Here is a 17,515-nt window from a genome sequence, read left to right on the forward strand (position 1 = left end):
TCGGGGACACTGGGGAGGCCGTCGGATGGCAGCATCGCAACTCGTCGGGCGTACCGGGACGGTGACGATGTCGATACCGGGCGGCGAACTCCTCGGGGAGATCGAACTGCCGTTGGCCGGCGGAACCGAGCGGTTCCTCGCCCGCGCCGCCGCACCGATCGGGCTCGACGCGCCCGTTCTGGTCATCGCCGAGCGTTCCGGCCGAGTCGTCGACGTCGAGCCATGGGTACCGGTCCCGGGCACGGCGAACCGAACCATGTGAACAACCGATCGTCGAAAGGTCCCGGATGCGGCAGGATCTGACGTCGACACATATCGCCTGCCGCTCGAGGAGAGACCATGCTCGGCTACTACGTTCCCGAACCCGATGAGGCGATGCTGATCTCCGGCGCCAAGTCCGACTTCGACGATGCGCCATTCGTGGTCGTCGTCGGGCACGGGAAGTGGGTCATGCCCTTCTTCCGGAAGGTCCGTTTCCTGTCGATGGCGTTGCACGAGGCGACTATCCGAGAGGTCTGTGTGACGACCCAGGGCATCCAACTCAACGTGCGGGCGGTCATCGCCCACAAGGTCGGCAATGACGTGGCGTCGATCGTCAACGCCGGACAGCGCTTCATCTCCGAGCAGGAGAACGAGATGAATCAACTGACCGGACAGATCTTCTCGGGTCACCTGCGTTCCATCGTGGGCTCGATGACCGTCGAGCAGATCATCCGCGAGCGCGACACCCTGGCCCGTCAGGTGCTCGACGCGTCCAAGCGTGAGATGGGATCGATCGGTCTCGTCGTCGACTCGTTCCAGATCCAGTCGATCGACGACATGGATTCCGGTTACATCAACGCGCTGGCTGCCCCGAACATCGCCAAGGTGCAGCGCGAGGCGGCGGTCGAACGTGCTCGCGCCGACCAGGAGTCGGCGAAGGCGCAGCAGGAGTCGCTGCGGAACCAGGCCGACTACGAGCGGGAGACCGCGATCAAGCGGGCTGCGATCAAGGCCGAGACCGACAAGGCCAATGCCGAAGCCGCCCAGGCCGGTCCGCTCGCGCAGGCGCGGGTCAACCAGGAGGTCATCCGCGAACAGTCCGTGCTCGCGCAGGCGCAGGCCGAACTGCGTGAGCAGGAGCTGATCTCCGAAGTGGTGAAACCGGCCGAGGCCGAGGCGTTACGACGACAGATCATCGCCGAGGCGGAGGCCAAGGCGGTCGAGATCCAGTCGGCGGCCGCCGCACAGCACAACCGCATCGCCCTCGATCAGCAGCTCATCGAGGCCCTGCCCACGCTTGTCGGCGAGGTCGCCAAGGGCCTCAGCACCGCGAACCTCACCGTGTACAACGGGGCCGAGGGCGTCAACGAGATCATGACCGGTGTGATCACCCAGGGCGCCGCGCTGCTGCGCAGCCTGCAGGATCAGGTGGCGCCCACGGTGGTGGACGGGTCGGCCAGCGAGCAGTCCGTGAACGGTGCAACGGTCGGCGGGGTCTGACCCGGGGATCGACTCGGCATGGTCGGATCGTCGGGCTTCGCCCGGTTCCTCGCACCGAGTGGATAGGCTCGGGGACCATGAGCTCACCGAACGACGCCGCACCCACGCACCCTGCCTACGGGGTGCTGCGGGAAGTGACCCCCTTCGCGTCGGTCCTGCTGTGCGACAACTCGGGGATGATGGAACTCGACGGCACGAACACCTACGTGCTGCGCGCTCCCGGCAGCGAGGAATGCGTGGTCATCGACCCGGGACCGCCGAAGTACAAACACCACGCCCGGCGCCTCGCCGAATTGCCCGGGGTCGCACTGGTCTTGGTGACCCACCGGCACTTCGACCACACCGGCGGGGTGTCGCGCCTGCACAAGCGCACGGGTGCGCCGGTACGCGCTCGGTTGGAGAAGCACTGCCGCAACGGGGCGCCACTGCGGGATCGTGAGGTGATCGAGGCCGCGGGTCTGCGGATCACGGTGCTGTTCACCCCGGGACATACGGGGGATTCCGTCAGCTTCCTCGTCGAACACGACGGACAACGTGCGGTCCTGACCGGCGACACGATCCTCGGGAGTGGCACGACCGTGCTCGATCCCGCCGACGGCGGGTTGCGCGACTATCTGAACTCGCTGAACCGTCTGATCGTCGAAGGGGAAGGAGCGGCACTGCTCCCGGCGCACGGTCCGGACCATCCCGATCTGGGCCCCGTCGCGCGGTACTACAAGGCGCATCGCGAGGAGCGGATCGACCAGATCGTCGCCGCTCTGGACACGATGGGTGTCTCGGCCCGCGACGCGAAGCCGATGAAGGTGGTGCGCAAGGTGTACTCCGACGTCGACAAGAAGCTGTGGCCCGCCGCGCGGATGTCGGTGAAGGCGCAGTTGGAGTATTTGCGCGAGGCCTGACCCTTCGAGGGAAGAGCAAAGCCGCCCGCTCCCGGAGGAGCGAGCGGCTTCGTGGTGAACTCGAGTCAGCGCGCGCGGCGCGCGAGACGCTCGGAGTCGGCGATGAGCACGCTCTTGCCCTCGAGGCGCAGCCATCCGCGCTGGGCGAAGTCGGCGAGCGCCTTGTTGACGGTCTCGCGCGACGCGCCGACGAGCTGGGCGATCTCTTCCTGGGTCAGGTCGTGGGTGACGCGCAGCGCGCCGCCCTCCTGGGTGCCGAAGCGCTGCGCAAGCTGCAGGAGCTGCTTGGCGACGCGACCGGGCACGTCGGTGAAGATGAGGTCGGCGAGATTGTTGTTGGTGCGGCGCAAGCGGCGTGCCAGCACGCGCAGCAGCTGCTCGGCGATCTCCGGACGGTCCTTGATCCACGCCTTCAGCGCGTCACGGTCCATCGACACCGCGCGGACCTCGGTGACCGTCGTCGCCGACGAGGTACGGGGGCCGGGATCGAAGATGGAGAGTTCGCCGAACATGTCGGACGGGCCCATGATCGTCAGCAGGTTCTCGCGTCCGTCGGGCGAGCGTCGGCCGACCTTCACCTTGCCGGACATGATGATGTAGAGCCGATCGCCGGGCTCGCCTTCGTGGAAGATCACGTGTCCGCGAGGGAAGTCGGCGGGCTGAAGCTGCTTGGTCAGCGCCGCGACGGCGGAGGGCTCGACGCCCTGGAATATGCCCGCCCGCGCCAGTACTTCTTCCACCTAGGGAACCTTTCTCGAATCTCTCTACAGCCCGCGTCAGATCGCGCCGTTGGCTACGCTACCCCGCGCACAAGCATATGTGTTGGATGGGTCACTGGAAGCTCATTGCGGGTGTGTCCGATTGGCGGAGTGTCGACGCGGTGGTCGGGCGGTACGGAAGCGGGGGTGGCGACGGCCGGTCAGCTGGCCCGCTGCGGCGATTCGGTGTGGCCGGACACCGCTGATTCGTGACGGGTGACCCGTCGGTCGCGGAGTTCGTCGAGCGCGGCCGGCATGCCCTCGCGGGCGAGGGTCTGGACGTTCTGGGCGTCGGCCGAGTCGAGGAAGTCCTCCACCTCATCGCGTGAGACCGCCGAGCGGTCGATCCGGGACTGGACCTTGTCCATGCCCATGGCGAACAACATGAGTACAGCCGGGAACAGCAGCGCCGCGAGACCGTGCATGGGGACAAGTAAACACAATCGACCCGCCCGGAACCGCATCGAGAGGGCCGCCGTCATTGACTTGTTACCTGACCGTAGGTTGCGCGTGAGCACGCCGATGTGGCCGTGACCAGCCCTTCGCCCAGGGCGAACACGCGGTTCTGACCTGCGGTGATGTTCCATTCAGGGGGTGTGTGAGAGTGCTTCGCCCCGTGTCGGGGGCCAGCGGAATCGGGCTTCGCCGTGCGCATCGCTAACCTGAATCAGGTGAGCGCACGCAAGTCTGCGGCCGCGGGACCGACCCCGGCACGCAAGCAGGAGACCCATCTCGGATTGGTCCGGCGCGCTCGGCGGATGAATCGGACCCTCCAGGTCGCCTTCCCGCACGTGTACTGCGAACTCGACTTCACCGACCCGCTCGAGCTCTCGGTGGCGACGATCCTGTCGGCGCAGTGCACCGATGTGCGCGTGAACATGACCACCCCCGCGCTGTTCGCCAGGTATCGGACGGCCGCGGACTATGCCGGGGCGGACCGCACCGAGCTCGAGGAGATGATCCGTCCCACCGGCTTCTACCGGAACAAGGCGAACTCGATCATCGGACTCGGGCAGGCGCTCGTCGAGCGGTTCGACGGGGAGGTCCCGGACAATCTGAAGGATCTGGTGTCGCTGCCCGGGTTCGGGCGCAAGACCGCGAACGTGGTGCTGGGCAACGCCTTCGGTGTGCCAGGCATCACCGTCGACACCCACTTCGGCCGCCTGGTCCGGCGCTGGCAGTGGACCGAGGAGACCGATCCGGTGAAGGTCGAGCACGCCGTCGGCGAGCTGATCGAGCGGCGGGAGTGGACGGACCTGTCGCACCGGGTGATCTTCCACGGCCGACGGGTGTGTCATGCGCGCAAGCCGGCGTGTGGGGTGTGCGTCCTCGCCAAGGACTGTCCGTCGGTGGGCACCGGACCGATGGACAAGACCGAGGCCGCGGCCCTGGTGAAGGGGCCGGAGACCGAGCATCTCCTCGCGCTGGCCGGGATCGCGGCCCCGTGAGCGAACCAAGCGGCCCGGCGTCGCCCCGGGGTTCTCGTTTCCCGCCCGCCGCGCGATGGACCGTGGTCTTCGTGGTCGTGATGATCGCGCTCATCGTGGCGATCTGGCCGCGCGGGGACGATCCGTCGCCGATGTCGAGCGCACCGCCCTCGTCGAGTGGAGTCCGCCCGATCGATGCGCCGGTGGACGAGGCGCGTCTGGCGGAGGCGCGCAGCACCGCCGACCTGCCGGACTGCCCGGTCACCGGACTGCCGGAGTCGCCGGACTCCGTCCTCGACGGCGTCGTCGAACCCTGCTTGAGCACCGGAGCGCCCTACGACCTCGGTGCCTCGACGGCCGGCCGGCCGCTCGTCATCAACGTCTGGGCGCAGTGGTGCGGTCCGTGCAAGACCGAGCTGCCCTACTTCGAGGAGTTCGCCGCGCGGGCCGGCGACCGGGTCACCGTGCTGGCCCTGCACGCCAAGGAAGGCGGTAGCAACCCGTTCTTCCCGCTGACGCTGCTCACCGAGATCGGAGTCCGCTTGCCGTCCGTGCTCGACCTCGACGGAAAGGTGGCCGCGGCCATCAACGCGCCCAGGGTGTTCCCCTCGACCGTCTTCCTTCGACCCGACGGCACGGTGGCCGAGGTCTATCCCGGTGTCTTCGACAGTCCGGAGGAGATCGCCGATTCGGTGGCCGAGCATCTGGGCGTGCGGATATGAGCGGGCGTTCGCGCGCCGATGCGGGACCGCTGGTCCCGAGGGACGAGATCCCGCCGTGGCTGCGGGCGTTGACCGACGATGTCAGCGCCGTCAGGAAAAGCGTCGACAACCGCGGCGGGGATCGATCGCGCTGGGCGTCGATGTTGCCGACCAACTCCCGGTCGGCGGCCGTTCTGATCCTGTTCTCGGGTTCGTGGGAGTCGGCCGACGATCATCCCGGCGGGGTGCCGGCCGACGCCGAGGTCCTGCTGACCGAGCGCGCTCCCACCCTTCGCCAGCACAGCGGGCAGGTCGCGTTCCCCGGGGGCGCGGCCGATCCCGGCGACGACTTCCCGGTGGGCACCGCGCTGCGCGAGGCGGCCGAGGAAACCGGCCTCGACGCATCCGGGGTGACCATCCTCGCGACCCTGCCGAGCTTTCCCGTCGGGGTCTCGGGCTTCGACGTCGTCCCGGTGATCGGTTACTGGCACCGCCCGAGCGAGGTGCGCGTCGTCGACCAAGGCGAGACCGCGCGCGTGGACCGGATCAAACTGCGCGAGTTGCTGAACCCGGACAACCGGTTCCAGGTCCGCCGCAAGGCGGTCGGCATCGTCTACAAGGGGCCCGCGTTCTTCGTCGACCAGTTGCTCGTCTGGGGATTCACGGGTGGGCTCATCGCCGCCATCAGCGAGGTGTCCGGCTGGGACCGTCCGTGGGACTCCGCCGACGTTCGTTCGTTGGAGAAGATGATCGAGCTCGCCGGGAGCCGGCAGGAATCCGGGTTCGCGGAGCTGCACCCGGACGACCGCGACGTGGTCGACGCCGGTAACGCCGAGCCCGGAGGTACCCGATGACCGGCTCGACGTGGGTCGACATCATCGTGATCGGCATCGCCCTGCTCGCGGCGGCCAGCGGGTACCGGTCGGGTGCGGTCGCCTCGGCCCTGGCGTTCATCGGAGTCGCACTCGGCGCCGTAGCCGGTCTGCTGCTCGCGCCCCGCCTGATCGAGCAGTTCGACGATCTGCAGGTGCGGGTGCTCGCCGGGATTCTGGTGCTGGTCGTGCTCGTGGTCGTCGGCGAGGTGGCCGGCATGGTTCTGGGACGTGCGGCTCGCGGTGGCATCCGGTCGCCCGGGCTGCGCGCCGTCGACAGCGGAGTCGGCTCGCTCCTACAGGTGGTCGCGGTGTTGCTGGCCGCGGGCCTGCTGGCGATCCCGCTGCGCGAGTCCGCCGACCCGGCGATCGCCGGGGCGGTTCGGGACTCGAAGGTGCTCACCGGGGTCGACGCGGTGTCGCCGCAGTGGGTCGACGACATCCCGGACGACTTCAAGGCGCTCCTGGACAGTTCGGGACTCCCGAAGCTCCCGTTCGTCAGCACCCCGTCGACGAACGTCGACCCTCCCGATCAGGCGCTGGCCGAACTGCCGGTGGTGACGCAGGCGCGTCCCAGCGTGGTGAAGATCGAGGGCGTGGCACCGAGCTGCCGACAGGCTCTCGAGGGGAGCGGGTTCGTCGTCTCTCCGGAGCGCGTCATGACGAACGCGCACGTGGTCGCGGGCACCGAACGGCTGGAGGTCCAGACCTCGACGGGGGCGCAGCTCCCGGCGCGCGTCGTGCTCTTCGACAGCGAGAACGACATCGCGGTGCTCGACGTCCCGGGCCTCCGGGCGCCGGCCCTGCGGTTCGCCTCACGCCCCGCGTCGACCGGGGACGACGCCATCGCACTCGGTTTCCCCGAGGCCGGACCGTTCTATGTGAGTCCGCTGCGGGTGCGTGCGGTCTTCGCCCACACCGGTGACGACATCTACCGGACCGGGCAGGTGACCCGTGAGGTCTACGCCGTCCGTGGTCTGATTCGGCAGGGCAATTCGGGTGGGCCGCTGCTGAACTCGGACGGCGAGGTGCTCGGTGTGGTCTTCGGCGCGGCCGAGAATGCCGCCGACGAGACCGGTTTCGTGCTCACCGCCCGCCAGGTGCGCTCCGACTTCGACGAATCCGAGCGACGAAGCGAGCGGGTGAGTACGCAACGCTGCGTCCTCGCCTGACCTTGCGGGCCGATCGGCGGGGGACGTCGGCGGTGGGTGCGGGTTCGTGGCGTAGGAACTCGAGGATGTGCTCGGTCACCGTGGCCGGTTGTTCTTGATGGACGAAGTGGCCGCTGCCCTCGACCTGCCGATACGTCTGGTGCGCGGCCCATCGGTGACTGTCGGCAATCGCGTCGTCGAGGATGTACGGGTCGTCGCGGCCTCGGAGGGCCAGCACGGGGAGATGCAGCCGCTGGTCCATCAGTTCCATGAAGCGGGCGCCGTCGGGCCGGAACTGCGAACGGAACGCCCAGCGCCGGTACTCCAGGCTGCAGTGCGCGACGTTGGGGATCAGCATGGCCGACCGGTTGAGTTCGACGGTGTGCGCGTAGTCGGGTTCACCGCGCCAGGGGGCAGACGACCGTTCCGCGAAGTAGTCGGACACGAAGGCCGCGTCGTCGCGGGTGACCTGCCGTTCACCGAGGCGGGGGATCTGGTTGCGCAGGAACAGAGGTAAGAACTGTGCGCGTTGTGCCTTGTCGCGCAACACGCGTCGACGCAGGGCGCGGGGGTGCGGGGACGCGATGACGACGATCCGGTCGACGACGCGTGGGTGCAGCGCGGCGGTCGCCCAGCAGACCAGGCCGCCGTCGGAGTGTCCGATCAGGGTGGCCCGGGTGTGTCCGAACGCGCGGACGAGGCCGTTGGTGTCGCCGGCCAGGGTCCAGCCGTCGTAGCCGCGCGGTGGTTTGTCGGTGTCGCCGTAGCCGCGGAGGTCGACTGCGACGGCGCGAAAGCCGGCGTCGGTGAGCGCGGTCAGCTGATGTCGCCAGCTCCACCAGAACTCGCCGAAACCGTGCAGCAGCAGTACCAGCGGGCGGTCATCGGCGGGAACGCCGGCGGGCTGGACGGCGTGGAAACGGACTCCGTTGGCGCGGACGTCGAGATGCTCCCAATCACCCGGGAGACGAACGGTCGAGGGGTCGGGCTCCTCGCTCACGGATCACCCTTCGCGGGCGGGCGGGATTCTCGGGTGCGTGGTGGTGTCGTGCGCCGCGCCGCGGTGGGGCAGGACGGTCGGCAGTTCGTTGACCGTCTCGATCGTCTTCGCGGGTCCGCGCACGCGTTTGAAGAACAGGTATCCGACGAACGCGGCGATCAGGGTGACCGCCACCAGGATGAGGAACACGATGAGGAACGCCAACCAGCGCCAGACCCACTCGTCGAGCAGTTCGGCGAGGAAGAAAAAGAAGAAGAAGCTCGCGTAGAGCGCCATCACACCGGCGACGATGAGCAGCCCGGTGCCCGCGCCGGCCTTCTTGGCCTCGGTGACCAGCTCGGCCTTGGCGAGCGCGACCTCGGATCGGAACAGGGTGGAGACACTGGCGGTCGCGTCCTTGACCAGGCTTCCGATCGTCGGCTCGCCGTTGCGGCCGGCGTTGGCGTCGGAGAGCGGGATCGACGGGACGGAGTCCCGGCCCGCGTCGGGCAGGCCGTGCTCGTTGGGGCTCACAGAATCCTCCGTTGTTCGGCTGATGGCCATATGTTGCCATGCGCGGGCGGTCCGGGTGGCGAGCCACCCATCGAATGGGGTGGCGAGCCACCCGTCGAATGGGGTGGCGAGCCACCCGTCGAATGGAGTGGCGCGAAGACGGGCAGGGCCTGCCGACCTCAGGTCGGCAGGCCGTGGAGAACTCGAACGGCCTCAGGCCTTCTTCGCGCGGATCGCTTCGAAGACCGAGGGGTCGACGAGGGTGGAGGTGTCGCCGAGTTCGCGGCCTTCGGCGACGTCCTTGAGCAGACGGCGCATGATCTTGCCCGAGCGTGTCTTGGGCAGTTCGGGCACGACGTTGATCTCGCGGGGTTTGGCGATCGGCGAGATCTCCACCGACACCTGCTGGCGCAGTTCGGCGATCAGCTGGTCCCCGGTGTTCTCCACGCCCTCGCGCAGGATGACGAAGGCGACGATGCCCTGGCCGGTGGTCTCGTCGGCGGCGCCGATGACCGCGGCTTCGGCGACACCGGAGTGCCCGACGAGCGCGGACTCGACCTCGGCGGTGGAGATGCGGTGGCCGGAGACGTTCATGACGTCGTCGACGCGTCCGAGGACCCAGAGTGCGTGGTCCTCGTCGTAGCGGGCGCCGTCGCCGGCGAAGTACCAGCCCTGCTCGGCGAACCGTGACCAGTACGTGTCGCGGAAGCGCTCGTCGTCGCCCCAGATCCCTCGCAGCATCGACGGCCACGGCTGGTCGAGCACGAGGTAGCCCTGCTCACCGGCGCCGACCGGGTTGCCCTGGTCGTCGACGATGTTGGCGCTGATGCCGGGCAGGGGCTTCATCGCCGATCCCGGCTTGGTCGCGGTCACGCCGGGAAGCGGCGAGATCATGATGGCGCCGGTCTCGGTCTGCCACCAGGTGTCGACGATGGGTGCGGAGTTGCCGCCGATGACCTCGCGGTACCACTTCCAGGCCTCGGGGTTGATCGGTTCGCCGACGCTGCCGAGCAGCCGGATGCTGGACAGGTCGTGGGCGTCGGGGATCTCCCGTCCCCACTTCATGAAGGTGCGGATCAGGGTCGGCGCGATGTAGTAGATGGTGACGCCGTATTTCTGGATGATCTCGAAGTGGCGGTGTTCGTTGGGGGAGTTGGGGGTTCCCTCGTAGACGACCTCGGTCGCGCCGTTGGAGAGCGGACCGTAGACGAGGTAGGAGTGGCCGGTCACCCAGCCGATGTCGGCGCCACACCAGAAGACATCGCGGCCTTCTTTGTGGTCGAAGACGTAGTGGAACGTGTAGCTGACCTGGGTGAGGTAGCCGCCGGAGGAGTGGACGATGCCCTTGGGCTTGCCGGTGGTGCCCGAGGTGTAGAGCAGGAAGAGTGGGTGTTCGGCATCGAAGGCCTCGGCGTCGTGGGTGTCCGACTGTTCGTCGACGGTGTCTTCCCACCACACGTCGCGGCCTTCGACCCAGTTCAGGTCGGGGTCGTGGTTGGTACGACGCACGACGAGGACCTTCTCGACGGATTCCGCGGCGTCGTCGCCGGTGCCGAGCGCCTCGTCGACCTGGGTCTTCAACGGCGCCGGCTGGCCACGGCGGTACTGTCCGTCGGTGGTGATGACGAGCTTGGCCTCGGCGTCGTCGACGCGGGAGCGCAGCGCTCCGGAGGAGAAGCCGGCGAAGACCACGGAGTGGGTGAGGCCGAGGCGGGCGCAGGCGAGCATCGAGATCAGGGCCTCGGGGACCATCGGCATGTAGATGGCGACGCGATCCCCGGCGACCAGCCCGATGGACGAGAAGTAGTTGGCGGCCTTGCTGACCTCGGCGAGCAGCTGGCTGTAGGTGAGGTCGCGGGTGTCGCCGGGTTCACCGACCCAGTGGATGGCGACGCGGTCGCCCTTGCCTGCGGCGACGTGCCGATCCACGCAGTTGACCGCGACGTTGAGCTTGCCTCCGACGAACCACTTGGCGAACGGGGCGTCGGACCAGTCGAGGGTGGTGGTGAACTCGGTGGCCCAGTCCAGCCGCCGGGCCTGCTCGGCCCAGAACTCGAGGCGGTCGGCATCGGCATGGTCATACATCTCGGCGGTGCCGTTGGCCTGGGCGGCGAACTCGTCGGAGGGAGGAAATGCCTGGACGGTGGAGGACATCGGTGACAAGGGCCTTTCGCTGTCGACGGCGGTCACTCAACAGTAGGGTGACCTGGCGTCAGAACGGGCAATCAGTGTGAGCGTAGTCACGTCGCGGTCCAGGCTGGAACCGTCCGGTATGTGAGCGCGGCCGATTGGCGACGAACGGCGGGTAAGCGGCGACGAGCGGTCGGGATGCCCTCTGGACCGCGCCGACGTCGGGAGCGATGCGTTTCAGTCAGTCAACTGACGAACACCGTGAACAATTACAGGTGCGCATTATCTGAAACGGTGACTAACAATGGATCATCGGCGCCCATTCGGCTGACACCGTGGGTGTCCGAATCCGTAGCCCTGATCGACCGAACCGAGGGCGACCTGGTGAGCGGTCCGCGGCCGCAACTATCGTCGGTTCGTGACCACCGACCCACTGTTGCCCCTGCTGGAGCTGCCCGGCGTCGCCGCCGCCGCCGATCGAGCACGGGATGCCCTCTCCGCAGTGCACCGGCACCCCGCCAACCTGCGAGGATGGGACAAGACCGCCACCGAGGCGTCGTGGCGGGCGGGCCGGTCCTCGGCCGCGATCGACGGCGGAAGTGTCGAGCTCCGACGCGATGGCGACTTCGACGACCCGATTTTGGCCGGCGCGATGCGGGTGTCGCAGGCCCTCGACGGCGATTCGCTGGTCACACTCACCTCGGTGATCCGCCGGGCTCCCGCGCAGGCGCTGGCGAGGTTGCACACCCTCGCCGCCGCGGACCTCGTCGACGACCCGGAAGATCTCGGGCGGCCCCGGAGTGGGACGGATGTCGCCGAACGTCTCAACTTGTTGGGGCAGTTGACAACCGGCGCCACCTCGGTCCCGGCGCCGGTGCTCGTGGCGGTGGTGCACGGCGAGCTGCTGGCAGTGGACGCCTTCCCCGCTGCCAACGGTGTCGTCGCTCGTGCCGCGTCTCGGCTCGTCGGCGCCGCGACCGGGCTGGACCCGCACTGCCTCGGCGTGCCGGAGGTGACCTGGTTCAAGCGGGTCGGCGAGTATCGCACGTTGGCGACGAACTTCGGGGCTGGTACCGAGTCGGGCCTGCGGGACTGGATCATCTTCTGCTGCGAGGCCCTGGAATCCGGTGCGGCCGAGGCGAAGTCGATCGCGGACGCGGCCCGGTCGGGTTAGTCTCGCGCGGTCTCGAACGCGGCCCGGACAGCACTGCGGGCGGCCGCCGGCGTCGTAAACGACGCGGTTGCCGCCCGCGTAGCACGGACTCAAGTTACCAAGCGTGCTTGGTGGGTTGTGGTCACCGCCTCGGCGATTGATCGCGAGTCGGGATTACTGACCGTCCACGTGCTGCCAGCTGTGGGCCATTCCTCTCGGGCCTGGCGCCTCACGAGAGGAAGGCGGTGGCGCATCGAGTGGTGGCGGTCGGTCGTCCTGACTGTGATGTCGCAGGCGCACAACACTTTTGCCATATGCGGCGTGCTCCGCGTGGGTGCTTGCCGCCCGTGCTGGGAAGTGCTCGGCGTGGGGGTCCGTTCCTTCTCTTCCGGATCGAACTTGGCCTTCCGAGATTCCGTAACCACTGTTCTACACCGTGACGCCGATCACATCAAGCGTTCGGCGCCGGAATATTGAGCAACTTGCGGATGGCGACGAAACACTCTGTGACGCAGCATCTTCGACGGAATCCGCCGGCGGTTCGGGGGCGGTGGGTGTCCGGTTAGGGGGTTCGGCGGCCTCGAGCGGGAACGTTGCAAAGACGTTGCGCGATTCGCGAGGCTGAATCGCGATTCCCGAATATGCGCCCGGAACGGGCGTCGCATTCGACCACCTGGTTACTCGGCAGTAGAACGGACATTAGTGAATGGGATTGTTGTGCTTGCAAATAAACCAAAACCGTGTGTATAGTCATCGGTACCCGGTTCTCATACCGGTGCGTTTCAGCCCGACCCCCGGGGCTGAAACGTGACGACCCCGGCCTCCTCCCCCTGGCCGGGGTTGTCCTCTGTCTGGGGTCTTTTGTATCCCGAGACCCCGCCGGTCGCGAGAGTCTGTCCACAGCCTTCGTCGCCGTCCCCAACCGCCCGCGATCCCAAGCGTCGGAATGCCGCACCTGCCGCATGATCGGCTGCATGCCCGATGAACTCCTGGTTCTCGTAGATCCCGACCTCCACGACGACGTCGCTCGCTGCGCCGCCGCAGCCGGATACCACGTCCTCAACGCGCCGGCGGACGATTGCCGTCGCGAATGGCTGACCGCCCGGGCCGTCGCGGCCGACCCGTCCGCGATCGCTGTTCTCGACCGGGTGCGCCCACCTCGGCGACCCGGTCTCGTACTGGTGAGTGCGGCCGAACCGGGAGCACACGTCTGGCGGATGGCGATGGAACTGGGTATCGAAGACGCATCGACGCTCCCGGCCGACGAAGGACGCCTCGTCCGGGTGCTGACGGAGTGCCGGGTGCCCAGACGCCGACCCGCGGGTGTCGTGGCGCTCATCGGTGCTCACGGTGGTGCCGGGGCGTCGACCCTGGCCGCGGCGGTTGCGCTGACGTCGGCAGGTGCCGAGTCGCCCACGCTGCTGCTCGACCTCGACGACATGGGCGCCGGAGCCGATCTCCTGCTGGGCATCGAGCGCCGCCGCGGGCTGCGGTGGCAGGATCTCTCGCTCGATGGCGGCGTCGTCGGCGGTACGGCGCTCCACCAGGCGCTGCCGAGCGCGGGCGAGGGCCTGGCGGTGTTGACCTCACAACGCCGGCCGAGCGCCGGGTTGAGTGTCGAGGCGGTCACCGCGGTGATCGACGCGGGGCACACCCATGGTGATCTCGTCGTGCTCGACCTGCCCCGGTCCGACGCGCCGGTGGTGCGCGCCGCGATCGCGTCCTCCGATGTCGTGGTGGTGGTGACCACGCCCACCGTCGGCGGATGCGCCGCGGCTCGACGCATCGTCGACCGTGTCGTCGGTGACGAGGTGGCCGTCGAGCTGGTGGTGCGCGGCCCGTCGCCCGGCGGGTTGCGTCCGCAACAGGTCGCCGATGCCATCGGACTCCCACTGCTCGCCGCCTATCGGCCGGAGCCCCGTCTCGCGGGGCGGCTGGAGGGTGGTCCGTTGCGGTTGCGGCCTCGCAGTCCGCTCGGACGCGCGGCGCACACCGTGCACGCCAGGGTCGCCGAGCGCCGCCAGCGTGCGTCGTGACCCAGGCGCGAATCGACGGACCGGCCGACGAGGCGCTGTTGGACCGGGTTCGCTCGCGACTGGCCGCCGACGCGGCCGACCCGAGTCCGGCCGTCATCGCCGACGCGATCCGCGCCGAGGCCGGGGGAGTGCTGGGTGACACCGACCTGCTCGCCGCCCTCCGCTTCCTGCAGACCGAGCTGACCGGAGCGGGCAAGCTCGAGCAACTCCTCGCCGAACCCGACATCGCCGACATCCTGGTCGCCGGTCCCGACGAAGTCTGGGTCGACCGCGGATCCGGACTCGAGCAGACGACGATCCGCTTCCCGGACGAGGCGTCGGTACGCCGCCTCGCGGGTCGGCTGGCCCTGGGCGCCGGGCGGCGGCTCGACGACGCCCAGCCCTGGGTCGACGGGCAGCTGTCGAACGTCGGTCGGCGCGGATACACCGTGCGGCTGCACGCGATCATCCCGCCGCTTGCCGCGGACGGTACATGTATCTCCTTGCGGGTCCTGCGTTCGGCATCCAAGGATCTGCCGAGCCTCGTCGAGAGCGGCGCGATCCCGTCCGAGGTGGTGCCGATCATCGGGGACATCCTTCGGAACCGCCTGGCATTTTTGGTGATCGGCGGTACCGGGACCGGCAAGACGACCCTGCTCAACGCATTGATCGGAGCGATGGATCCGCGTGAGCGGGTCGTCTGCGTCGAAGATGCGCTCGAACTGGCCCCGCGCCATCCGCAGGTGGTGAGGTTGGTCGCGCGCGCGTCGAATGTCGAAGGCGTGGGCGAGGTGCCGGTGCGGACCCTGGTCCGTCAGGCACTTCGGATGAGACCCGACCGGATCATCGTCGGAGAGGTTCGCGGCGGTGAGGTCATCGACCTCCTCACCGCGCTGAACACCGGGCACGACGGGAGTGCCGGCACGGTCCACGCGAACTCGACGTCGGAGGTGCCGGCGCGGATGGAGGCCCTCGCCGCCCTCGGAGGCATGGCCCGCGACGCTCTCCACAGTCAGCTGGGTGCCGCACTGCAGGTGGTGCTCGGCGTGGCGCGCAACGCGGGCGGGACCCGCGGACTCGCCGAGGTCGGGGTCGTCCGGCGCGACGACGCCGGACGCGTGACCATCGTGCCGATCTGGTTGCGGAACAGCGGATTCACGGCGGAGCGCGATCACTTCGACCGGTTGGTCGCCGGGCGTGGGCCGGTGTCGGGGGACCGACGATGATGTCCACGCCGGTCGCCGTCGCGCTGGTCGTGGGAGCCGTGGGCGTCGCGCTGCAGCTGTCGGCCGCGCCGCGAGCGAGACACCGACTCCATACGGTGTCCGGACAACCCCGCCCCGCCCGGAGATCGGCACCGGCCGTGCTGATCCCGATGACGGTCCCGTTCGGGGCGCTCCTGATCGGCGGACTGGCGGCCGCCGTCGCTGCCGCGATCGTTGTGACCGTCGTGCTGTGGGTACGTCGGCGGCGGTCGGCCGAGAAGCGCCTCGTCCGCCAGTCGGATGACTTGCTCCTGGGGCTGTCGCTGATGATCGCCGAACTGTCGGTGGGCGCGCCACCGGTCCGGGCCTGCGAGGTCGCGGTCGCCGAACTCCGTCGTCGCGAGCCCCATGACCCGGCCACCGGAGCGGAGATCGCGAACGGGTTGGAGTCGATGGCGTTCCGGGCCGCCCTGGGCGGGTCGGTGATCGACCCGGTGTCCGGGGCCGGCCTGGCGGGCAGGGTCTCGGGCGAGGCGTCCTGGCGTCGTATCGGCGTGGCCTGGCAGATCGCCGAGGACCGCGGCCTGCCGATGGTCGACCTGCTCGGTGCAGTGCGTTCGGATCTTCAGGCGCGGCGTGGCTTCGCGGATCGGACGCGAGCCGGACTGTCCGGACCGCGGGCGACGGCGGCGGTCCTCGCCGGTCTGCCATTGCTCGGGATCGCCCTGGGTCAGGCGACCGGTGCGGGTCCGATCCAGGTCCTCCTCGGCGGTGGCCTGGGTGGGATCCTGCTGGTGGTCGGGTGCGCTCTGGTCGCCGCGGGGATCGGCTGGTCCGAGCGCATCACCGGCAAGGTGCTGGCACGATGATCGCCGGCGGCCTCACCGGCACGGCGTGTTCGGCGGTGCTGCTCGCGGCCGCGCTGTGGATCTGGCCCGCGCCGCGCTGGCTGCTCTATCGGGTGACCGATCCGCCGCCGCCCGATCGCACGCCGCGGTGGCTCGGTGCCGGTCCCACCGCCGACGACCCGTTCGCGGTCGCGGCGGCCTTCGATCTGTTCGCGGTGTGCCTACGCGCCGGTCTGCCGGTGGGGACCGCGGCCTCGGTGGTCGCCGAACGCGCGCCGGCGTCGATGGCGGCGCCCCTCGCTCACGTCGCCGACCTGCTGCAGCTGGGCGCCGATCCGGACGCGGCATGGTCGGCCCTGCTCGACGGACCGGACGGCGAGACGTCCGACGACCATCTCGATGCACTCGCCGCGATGGCGCGCCGGTCGGCGCGGGCCGGCTCGTCGCTGGCGGGCGGTCTCGCCGAACTCGCCGATGATGTTCGACGCCGGGCGCACGACGACGCACTCGCCGCCGCCGAACGGGCCGGTGTCGCGATCAGCGGCCCGCTCGGACTGTGCTTCCTGCCCGCGTTCATCTGTCTCGGGATCGTCCCGGTCGTCGTCGGGCTCGCCTCGTCGGTTCTGGGTTCGATCTGACGTATCTGTCGGTGCGACGACGCAGAATGTTCTCCATGACCGACTCCGGGCACCGACACCATGCCATCGACTACATCGAACTCACCGTCACCGACTCGGCCGCGGCGCAGGCGTTCTACGCAGCTGCGTTCGGCTGGCAGTTCAACGACTACGGTCCCGCATACGCGGGAATCGCGAATCCGGGCGGCCCGGACCTGCCCGAGGTCGGGGGTCTCGCGACGAGCGAGGTCGCGGCCGTACGCGGTGGTCCCCTTGTGCTGCTCTACTCCGACGATCTCGACGCCTCAGTGGAGCGGGTGCGCGCGGCGGGTGGCGAGATCGTGAACGGCCCCTACGCTTTTCCCGGTGGTCGTAGGTTCCACTTCACGGATCCGAGCGGGAACGAACTCGGGGTGTGGTCGACCTCTTAGCCGGGAATCGTCGGGGTTTGCGCCGGAAGGGCAGGGGCGGCAAATCCGAGGGATCCGAACGGCGACGCGCTGCGTCCAAGTACGTGCAACACCGTTCACTCGGTTCCATCGACTCCCAGGAGAGACCATGTCACGCACCATGTTCCGGACCCATGACGCCACCCAGGCCGCCGCGCCGCACGATCGAAGGGATGTGATCGGACGTCTCGGCGCGCACATGACGCGCCTGATGGCCGACGAGGAAGGCATGTCCACGGCGGAGTATGCGATCGGCACCATCGCCGCGGCGGCGTTCGGGGCGATCCTCTACACGGTCGTGACGGAAAGTCAAGAT

The 17,515-nt window shown here is 68.9% G+C and carries 18 protein-coding genes and 1 pseudogene; 14 read left to right on the forward strand and 5 right to left on the reverse strand.

Translation table 11 applies throughout. The features are described from left to right. The first annotated feature begins 25 nt into the window (after positions 1-25). The 3 genes from MVF96_RS02590 to MVF96_RS02600 all read left to right on the forward strand — a co-directional run bounded on the left by MVF96_RS02590 (position 26) and on the right by MVF96_RS02600 (position 2,381). Positions 26-262: a hypothetical protein gene (locus MVF96_RS02590; RefSeq protein WP_058251086.1), complete on the forward strand. Its 237-nt coding sequence runs from the start codon at positions 26-28 to the stop codon at positions 260-262. A gap of 77 nt (positions 263-339) precedes the next feature. Next, positions 340-1,482 carry a flotillin family protein gene (locus MVF96_RS02595; protein WP_065630677.1) on the forward strand — a complete coding sequence of 381 codons (1,143 nt, stop codon included), beginning with the start codon at positions 340-342 and terminating at the stop codon, positions 1,480-1,482. 77 nt (positions 1,483-1,559) lie between these two features. Continuing rightward, complete coding sequence (locus MVF96_RS02600) at positions 1,560-2,381, forward strand: MBL fold metallo-hydrolase (RefSeq protein ID WP_065630678.1); 822 nt, start codon at positions 1,560-1,562, stop codon at positions 2,379-2,381. Positions 2,382-2,446: 65 nt separating this feature from the next. On the opposite strand, the gene MVF96_RS02605 is transcribed toward MVF96_RS02600, so the two are convergent. Both MVF96_RS02605 and MVF96_RS02610 read right to left on the reverse strand, forming a co-directional pair. Further along, positions 2,447-3,121 (reverse strand): Crp/Fnr family transcriptional regulator, encoded by a 675-nt coding sequence (locus tag MVF96_RS02605; RefSeq protein ID WP_068970215.1) that lies wholly within the window; start codon positions 3,119-3,121, stop codon positions 2,447-2,449. A 179-nt stretch (positions 3,122-3,300) separates the two neighbouring features. After that, positions 3,301-3,564 carry a hypothetical protein gene (locus tag MVF96_RS02610; RefSeq protein WP_058251089.1) on the reverse strand — a complete coding sequence of 88 codons (264 nt, stop codon included), beginning with the start codon at positions 3,562-3,564 and terminating at the stop codon, positions 3,301-3,303. A 333-nt stretch (positions 3,565-3,897) separates the two neighbouring features. Between MVF96_RS02610 and nth the strand changes: the two genes are divergently transcribed. From nth to MVF96_RS02630, 4 genes are all read left to right on the forward strand, one after another. Then, complete coding sequence (gene nth, locus MVF96_RS02615; RefSeq protein ID WP_223258841.1) at positions 3,898-4,587, forward strand: endonuclease III; 690 nt, start codon at positions 3,898-3,900, stop codon at positions 4,585-4,587. Between the two features lie 80 nt (positions 4,588-4,667). After that, complete coding sequence (locus MVF96_RS02620) at positions 4,668-5,288, forward strand: TlpA family protein disulfide reductase (RefSeq protein ID WP_240199209.1); 621 nt, start codon at positions 4,668-4,670, stop codon at positions 5,286-5,288. After that, positions 5,285-6,121, forward strand: coding sequence for an NUDIX hydrolase (locus tag MVF96_RS02625; RefSeq protein ID WP_065630681.1), 837 nt, complete (start codon positions 5,285-5,287; stop codon positions 6,119-6,121). The genes MVF96_RS02620 and MVF96_RS02625 overlap by 4 nt, the downstream gene beginning before the upstream one ends. Further along, the gene (locus MVF96_RS02630; RefSeq protein WP_065630682.1) at positions 6,118-7,311 is read left to right on the forward strand and encodes a MarP family serine protease; all 1,194 of its coding nucleotides are present in this window, start codon (positions 6,118-6,120) and stop codon (positions 7,309-7,311) included. Before MVF96_RS02625 ends, MVF96_RS02630 begins: the two co-directional genes overlap by 4 nt. Here the strand turns inward: MVF96_RS02630 and MVF96_RS02635 are convergent. The 3 genes from MVF96_RS02635 to acs all read right to left on the reverse strand — a co-directional run bounded on the left by MVF96_RS02635 (position 7,226) and on the right by acs (position 10,936). Next, positions 7,226-8,290, reverse strand: a complete 1,065-nt coding sequence (locus tag MVF96_RS02635) for an alpha/beta fold hydrolase (RefSeq protein WP_065630683.1) — start codon at positions 8,288-8,290, stop codon at positions 7,226-7,228. The two genes, MVF96_RS02630 and MVF96_RS02635, sit on opposite strands and share 86 nt — an antisense overlap. A gap of 3 nt (positions 8,291-8,293) precedes the next feature. Beyond that, positions 8,294-8,803 (reverse strand): phage holin family protein, encoded by a 510-nt coding sequence (locus MVF96_RS02640; RefSeq protein ID WP_065630684.1) that lies wholly within the window; start codon positions 8,801-8,803, stop codon positions 8,294-8,296. A gap of 192 nt (positions 8,804-8,995) precedes the next feature. Next, positions 8,996-10,936: an acetate--CoA ligase gene (gene acs, locus MVF96_RS02645; protein ID WP_065630685.1), complete on the reverse strand. Its 1,941-nt coding sequence runs from the start codon at positions 10,934-10,936 to the stop codon at positions 8,996-8,998. A 394-nt stretch (positions 10,937-11,330) separates the two neighbouring features. Between acs and MVF96_RS02650 the strand changes: the two genes are divergently transcribed. The 7 genes and pseudogenes from MVF96_RS02650 to MVF96_RS02680 form a co-directional block, all read left to right on the forward strand. Then, a complete protein-coding gene (locus tag MVF96_RS02650; RefSeq protein WP_137808646.1) occupies positions 11,331-12,086 on the forward strand; it encodes an oxidoreductase in 756 nt (251 codons plus the stop codon). A 953-nt stretch (positions 12,087-13,039) separates the two neighbouring features. Then, the gene (ssd, locus tag MVF96_RS02655) at positions 13,040-14,101 is read left to right on the forward strand and encodes a septum site-determining protein Ssd (RefSeq protein ID WP_247451104.1); all 1,062 of its coding nucleotides are present in this window, start codon (positions 13,040-13,042) and stop codon (positions 14,099-14,101) included. Further along, on the forward strand, positions 14,098-15,306 hold the full coding sequence (locus MVF96_RS02660) for a TadA family conjugal transfer-associated ATPase (RefSeq protein WP_078111775.1): 1,209 nt from the start codon (positions 14,098-14,100) through the stop codon (positions 15,304-15,306). Before ssd ends, MVF96_RS02660 begins: the two co-directional genes overlap by 4 nt. Continuing rightward, positions 15,303-16,154, forward strand: coding sequence for a type II secretion system F family protein (locus tag MVF96_RS02665; RefSeq protein ID WP_171011525.1), 852 nt, complete (start codon positions 15,303-15,305; stop codon positions 16,152-16,154). Before MVF96_RS02660 ends, MVF96_RS02665 begins: the two co-directional genes overlap by 4 nt. Further along, positions 16,151-16,771 carry a type II secretion system F family protein gene (locus tag MVF96_RS02670; protein WP_211538702.1) on the forward strand — a complete coding sequence of 207 codons (621 nt, stop codon included), beginning with the start codon at positions 16,151-16,153 and terminating at the stop codon, positions 16,769-16,771. Before MVF96_RS02665 ends, MVF96_RS02670 begins: the two co-directional genes overlap by 4 nt. A 35-nt stretch (positions 16,772-16,806) precedes the next feature. Beyond that, the gene (locus MVF96_RS02675) at positions 16,807-17,181 is read left to right on the forward strand and encodes a VOC family protein (RefSeq protein WP_065630549.1); all 375 of its coding nucleotides are present in this window, start codon (positions 16,807-16,809) and stop codon (positions 17,179-17,181) included. A gap of 139 nt (positions 17,182-17,320) precedes the next feature. Next, positions 17,321-17,503, forward strand: a pseudogene (locus MVF96_RS02680) (DUF4244 domain-containing protein); the annotation flags it as partial. Positions 17,504-17,515: the final 12 nt, after the last annotated feature.

It is taken from the genome of Gordonia hongkongensis (assembly GCF_023078355.1).
GTDB lineage: Bacteria > Actinomycetota > Actinomycetes > Mycobacteriales > Mycobacteriaceae > Gordonia > Gordonia hongkongensis.

Coding starts and splice junctions, on each gene's coding strand:
- MVF96_RS02590 (WP_058251086.1), top strand. CDS start 26: ATGGCAGCATCGCAACTCGTCGGGCGTACCGGGACGGTGACGATGTCG.
- MVF96_RS02595 (WP_065630677.1), top strand. CDS start 340: ATGCTCGGCTACTACGTTCCCGAACCCGATGAGGCGATGCTGATCTCC.
- MVF96_RS02600 (WP_065630678.1), top strand. CDS start 1,560: ATGAGCTCACCGAACGACGCCGCACCCACGCACCCTGCCTACGGGGTG.
- MVF96_RS02610 (WP_058251089.1), bottom strand. CDS start 3,564: ATGCACGGTCTCGCGGCGCTGCTGTTCCCGGCTGTACTCATGTTGTTC.
- nth (WP_223258841.1), top strand. CDS start 3,898: ATGAATCGGACCCTCCAGGTCGCCTTCCCGCACGTGTACTGCGAACTC.
- MVF96_RS02620 (WP_240199209.1), top strand. CDS start 4,668: ATGATCGCGCTCATCGTGGCGATCTGGCCGCGCGGGGACGATCCGTCG.
- MVF96_RS02625 (WP_065630681.1), top strand. CDS start 5,285: ATGAGCGGGCGTTCGCGCGCCGATGCGGGACCGCTGGTCCCGAGGGAC.
- MVF96_RS02630 (WP_065630682.1), top strand. CDS start 6,118: ATGACCGGCTCGACGTGGGTCGACATCATCGTGATCGGCATCGCCCTG.
- acs (WP_065630685.1), bottom strand. CDS start 10,936: ATGTCCTCCACCGTCCAGGCATTTCCTCCCTCCGACGAGTTCGCCGCC.
- ssd (WP_247451104.1), top strand. CDS start 13,040: ATGCCCGATGAACTCCTGGTTCTCGTAGATCCCGACCTCCACGACGAC.
- MVF96_RS02665 (WP_171011525.1), top strand. CDS start 15,303: ATGATGTCCACGCCGGTCGCCGTCGCGCTGGTCGTGGGAGCCGTGGGC.
- MVF96_RS02670 (WP_211538702.1), top strand. CDS start 16,151: ATGATCGCCGGCGGCCTCACCGGCACGGCGTGTTCGGCGGTGCTGCTC.
- MVF96_RS02675 (WP_065630549.1), top strand. CDS start 16,807: ATGACCGACTCCGGGCACCGACACCATGCCATCGACTACATCGAACTC.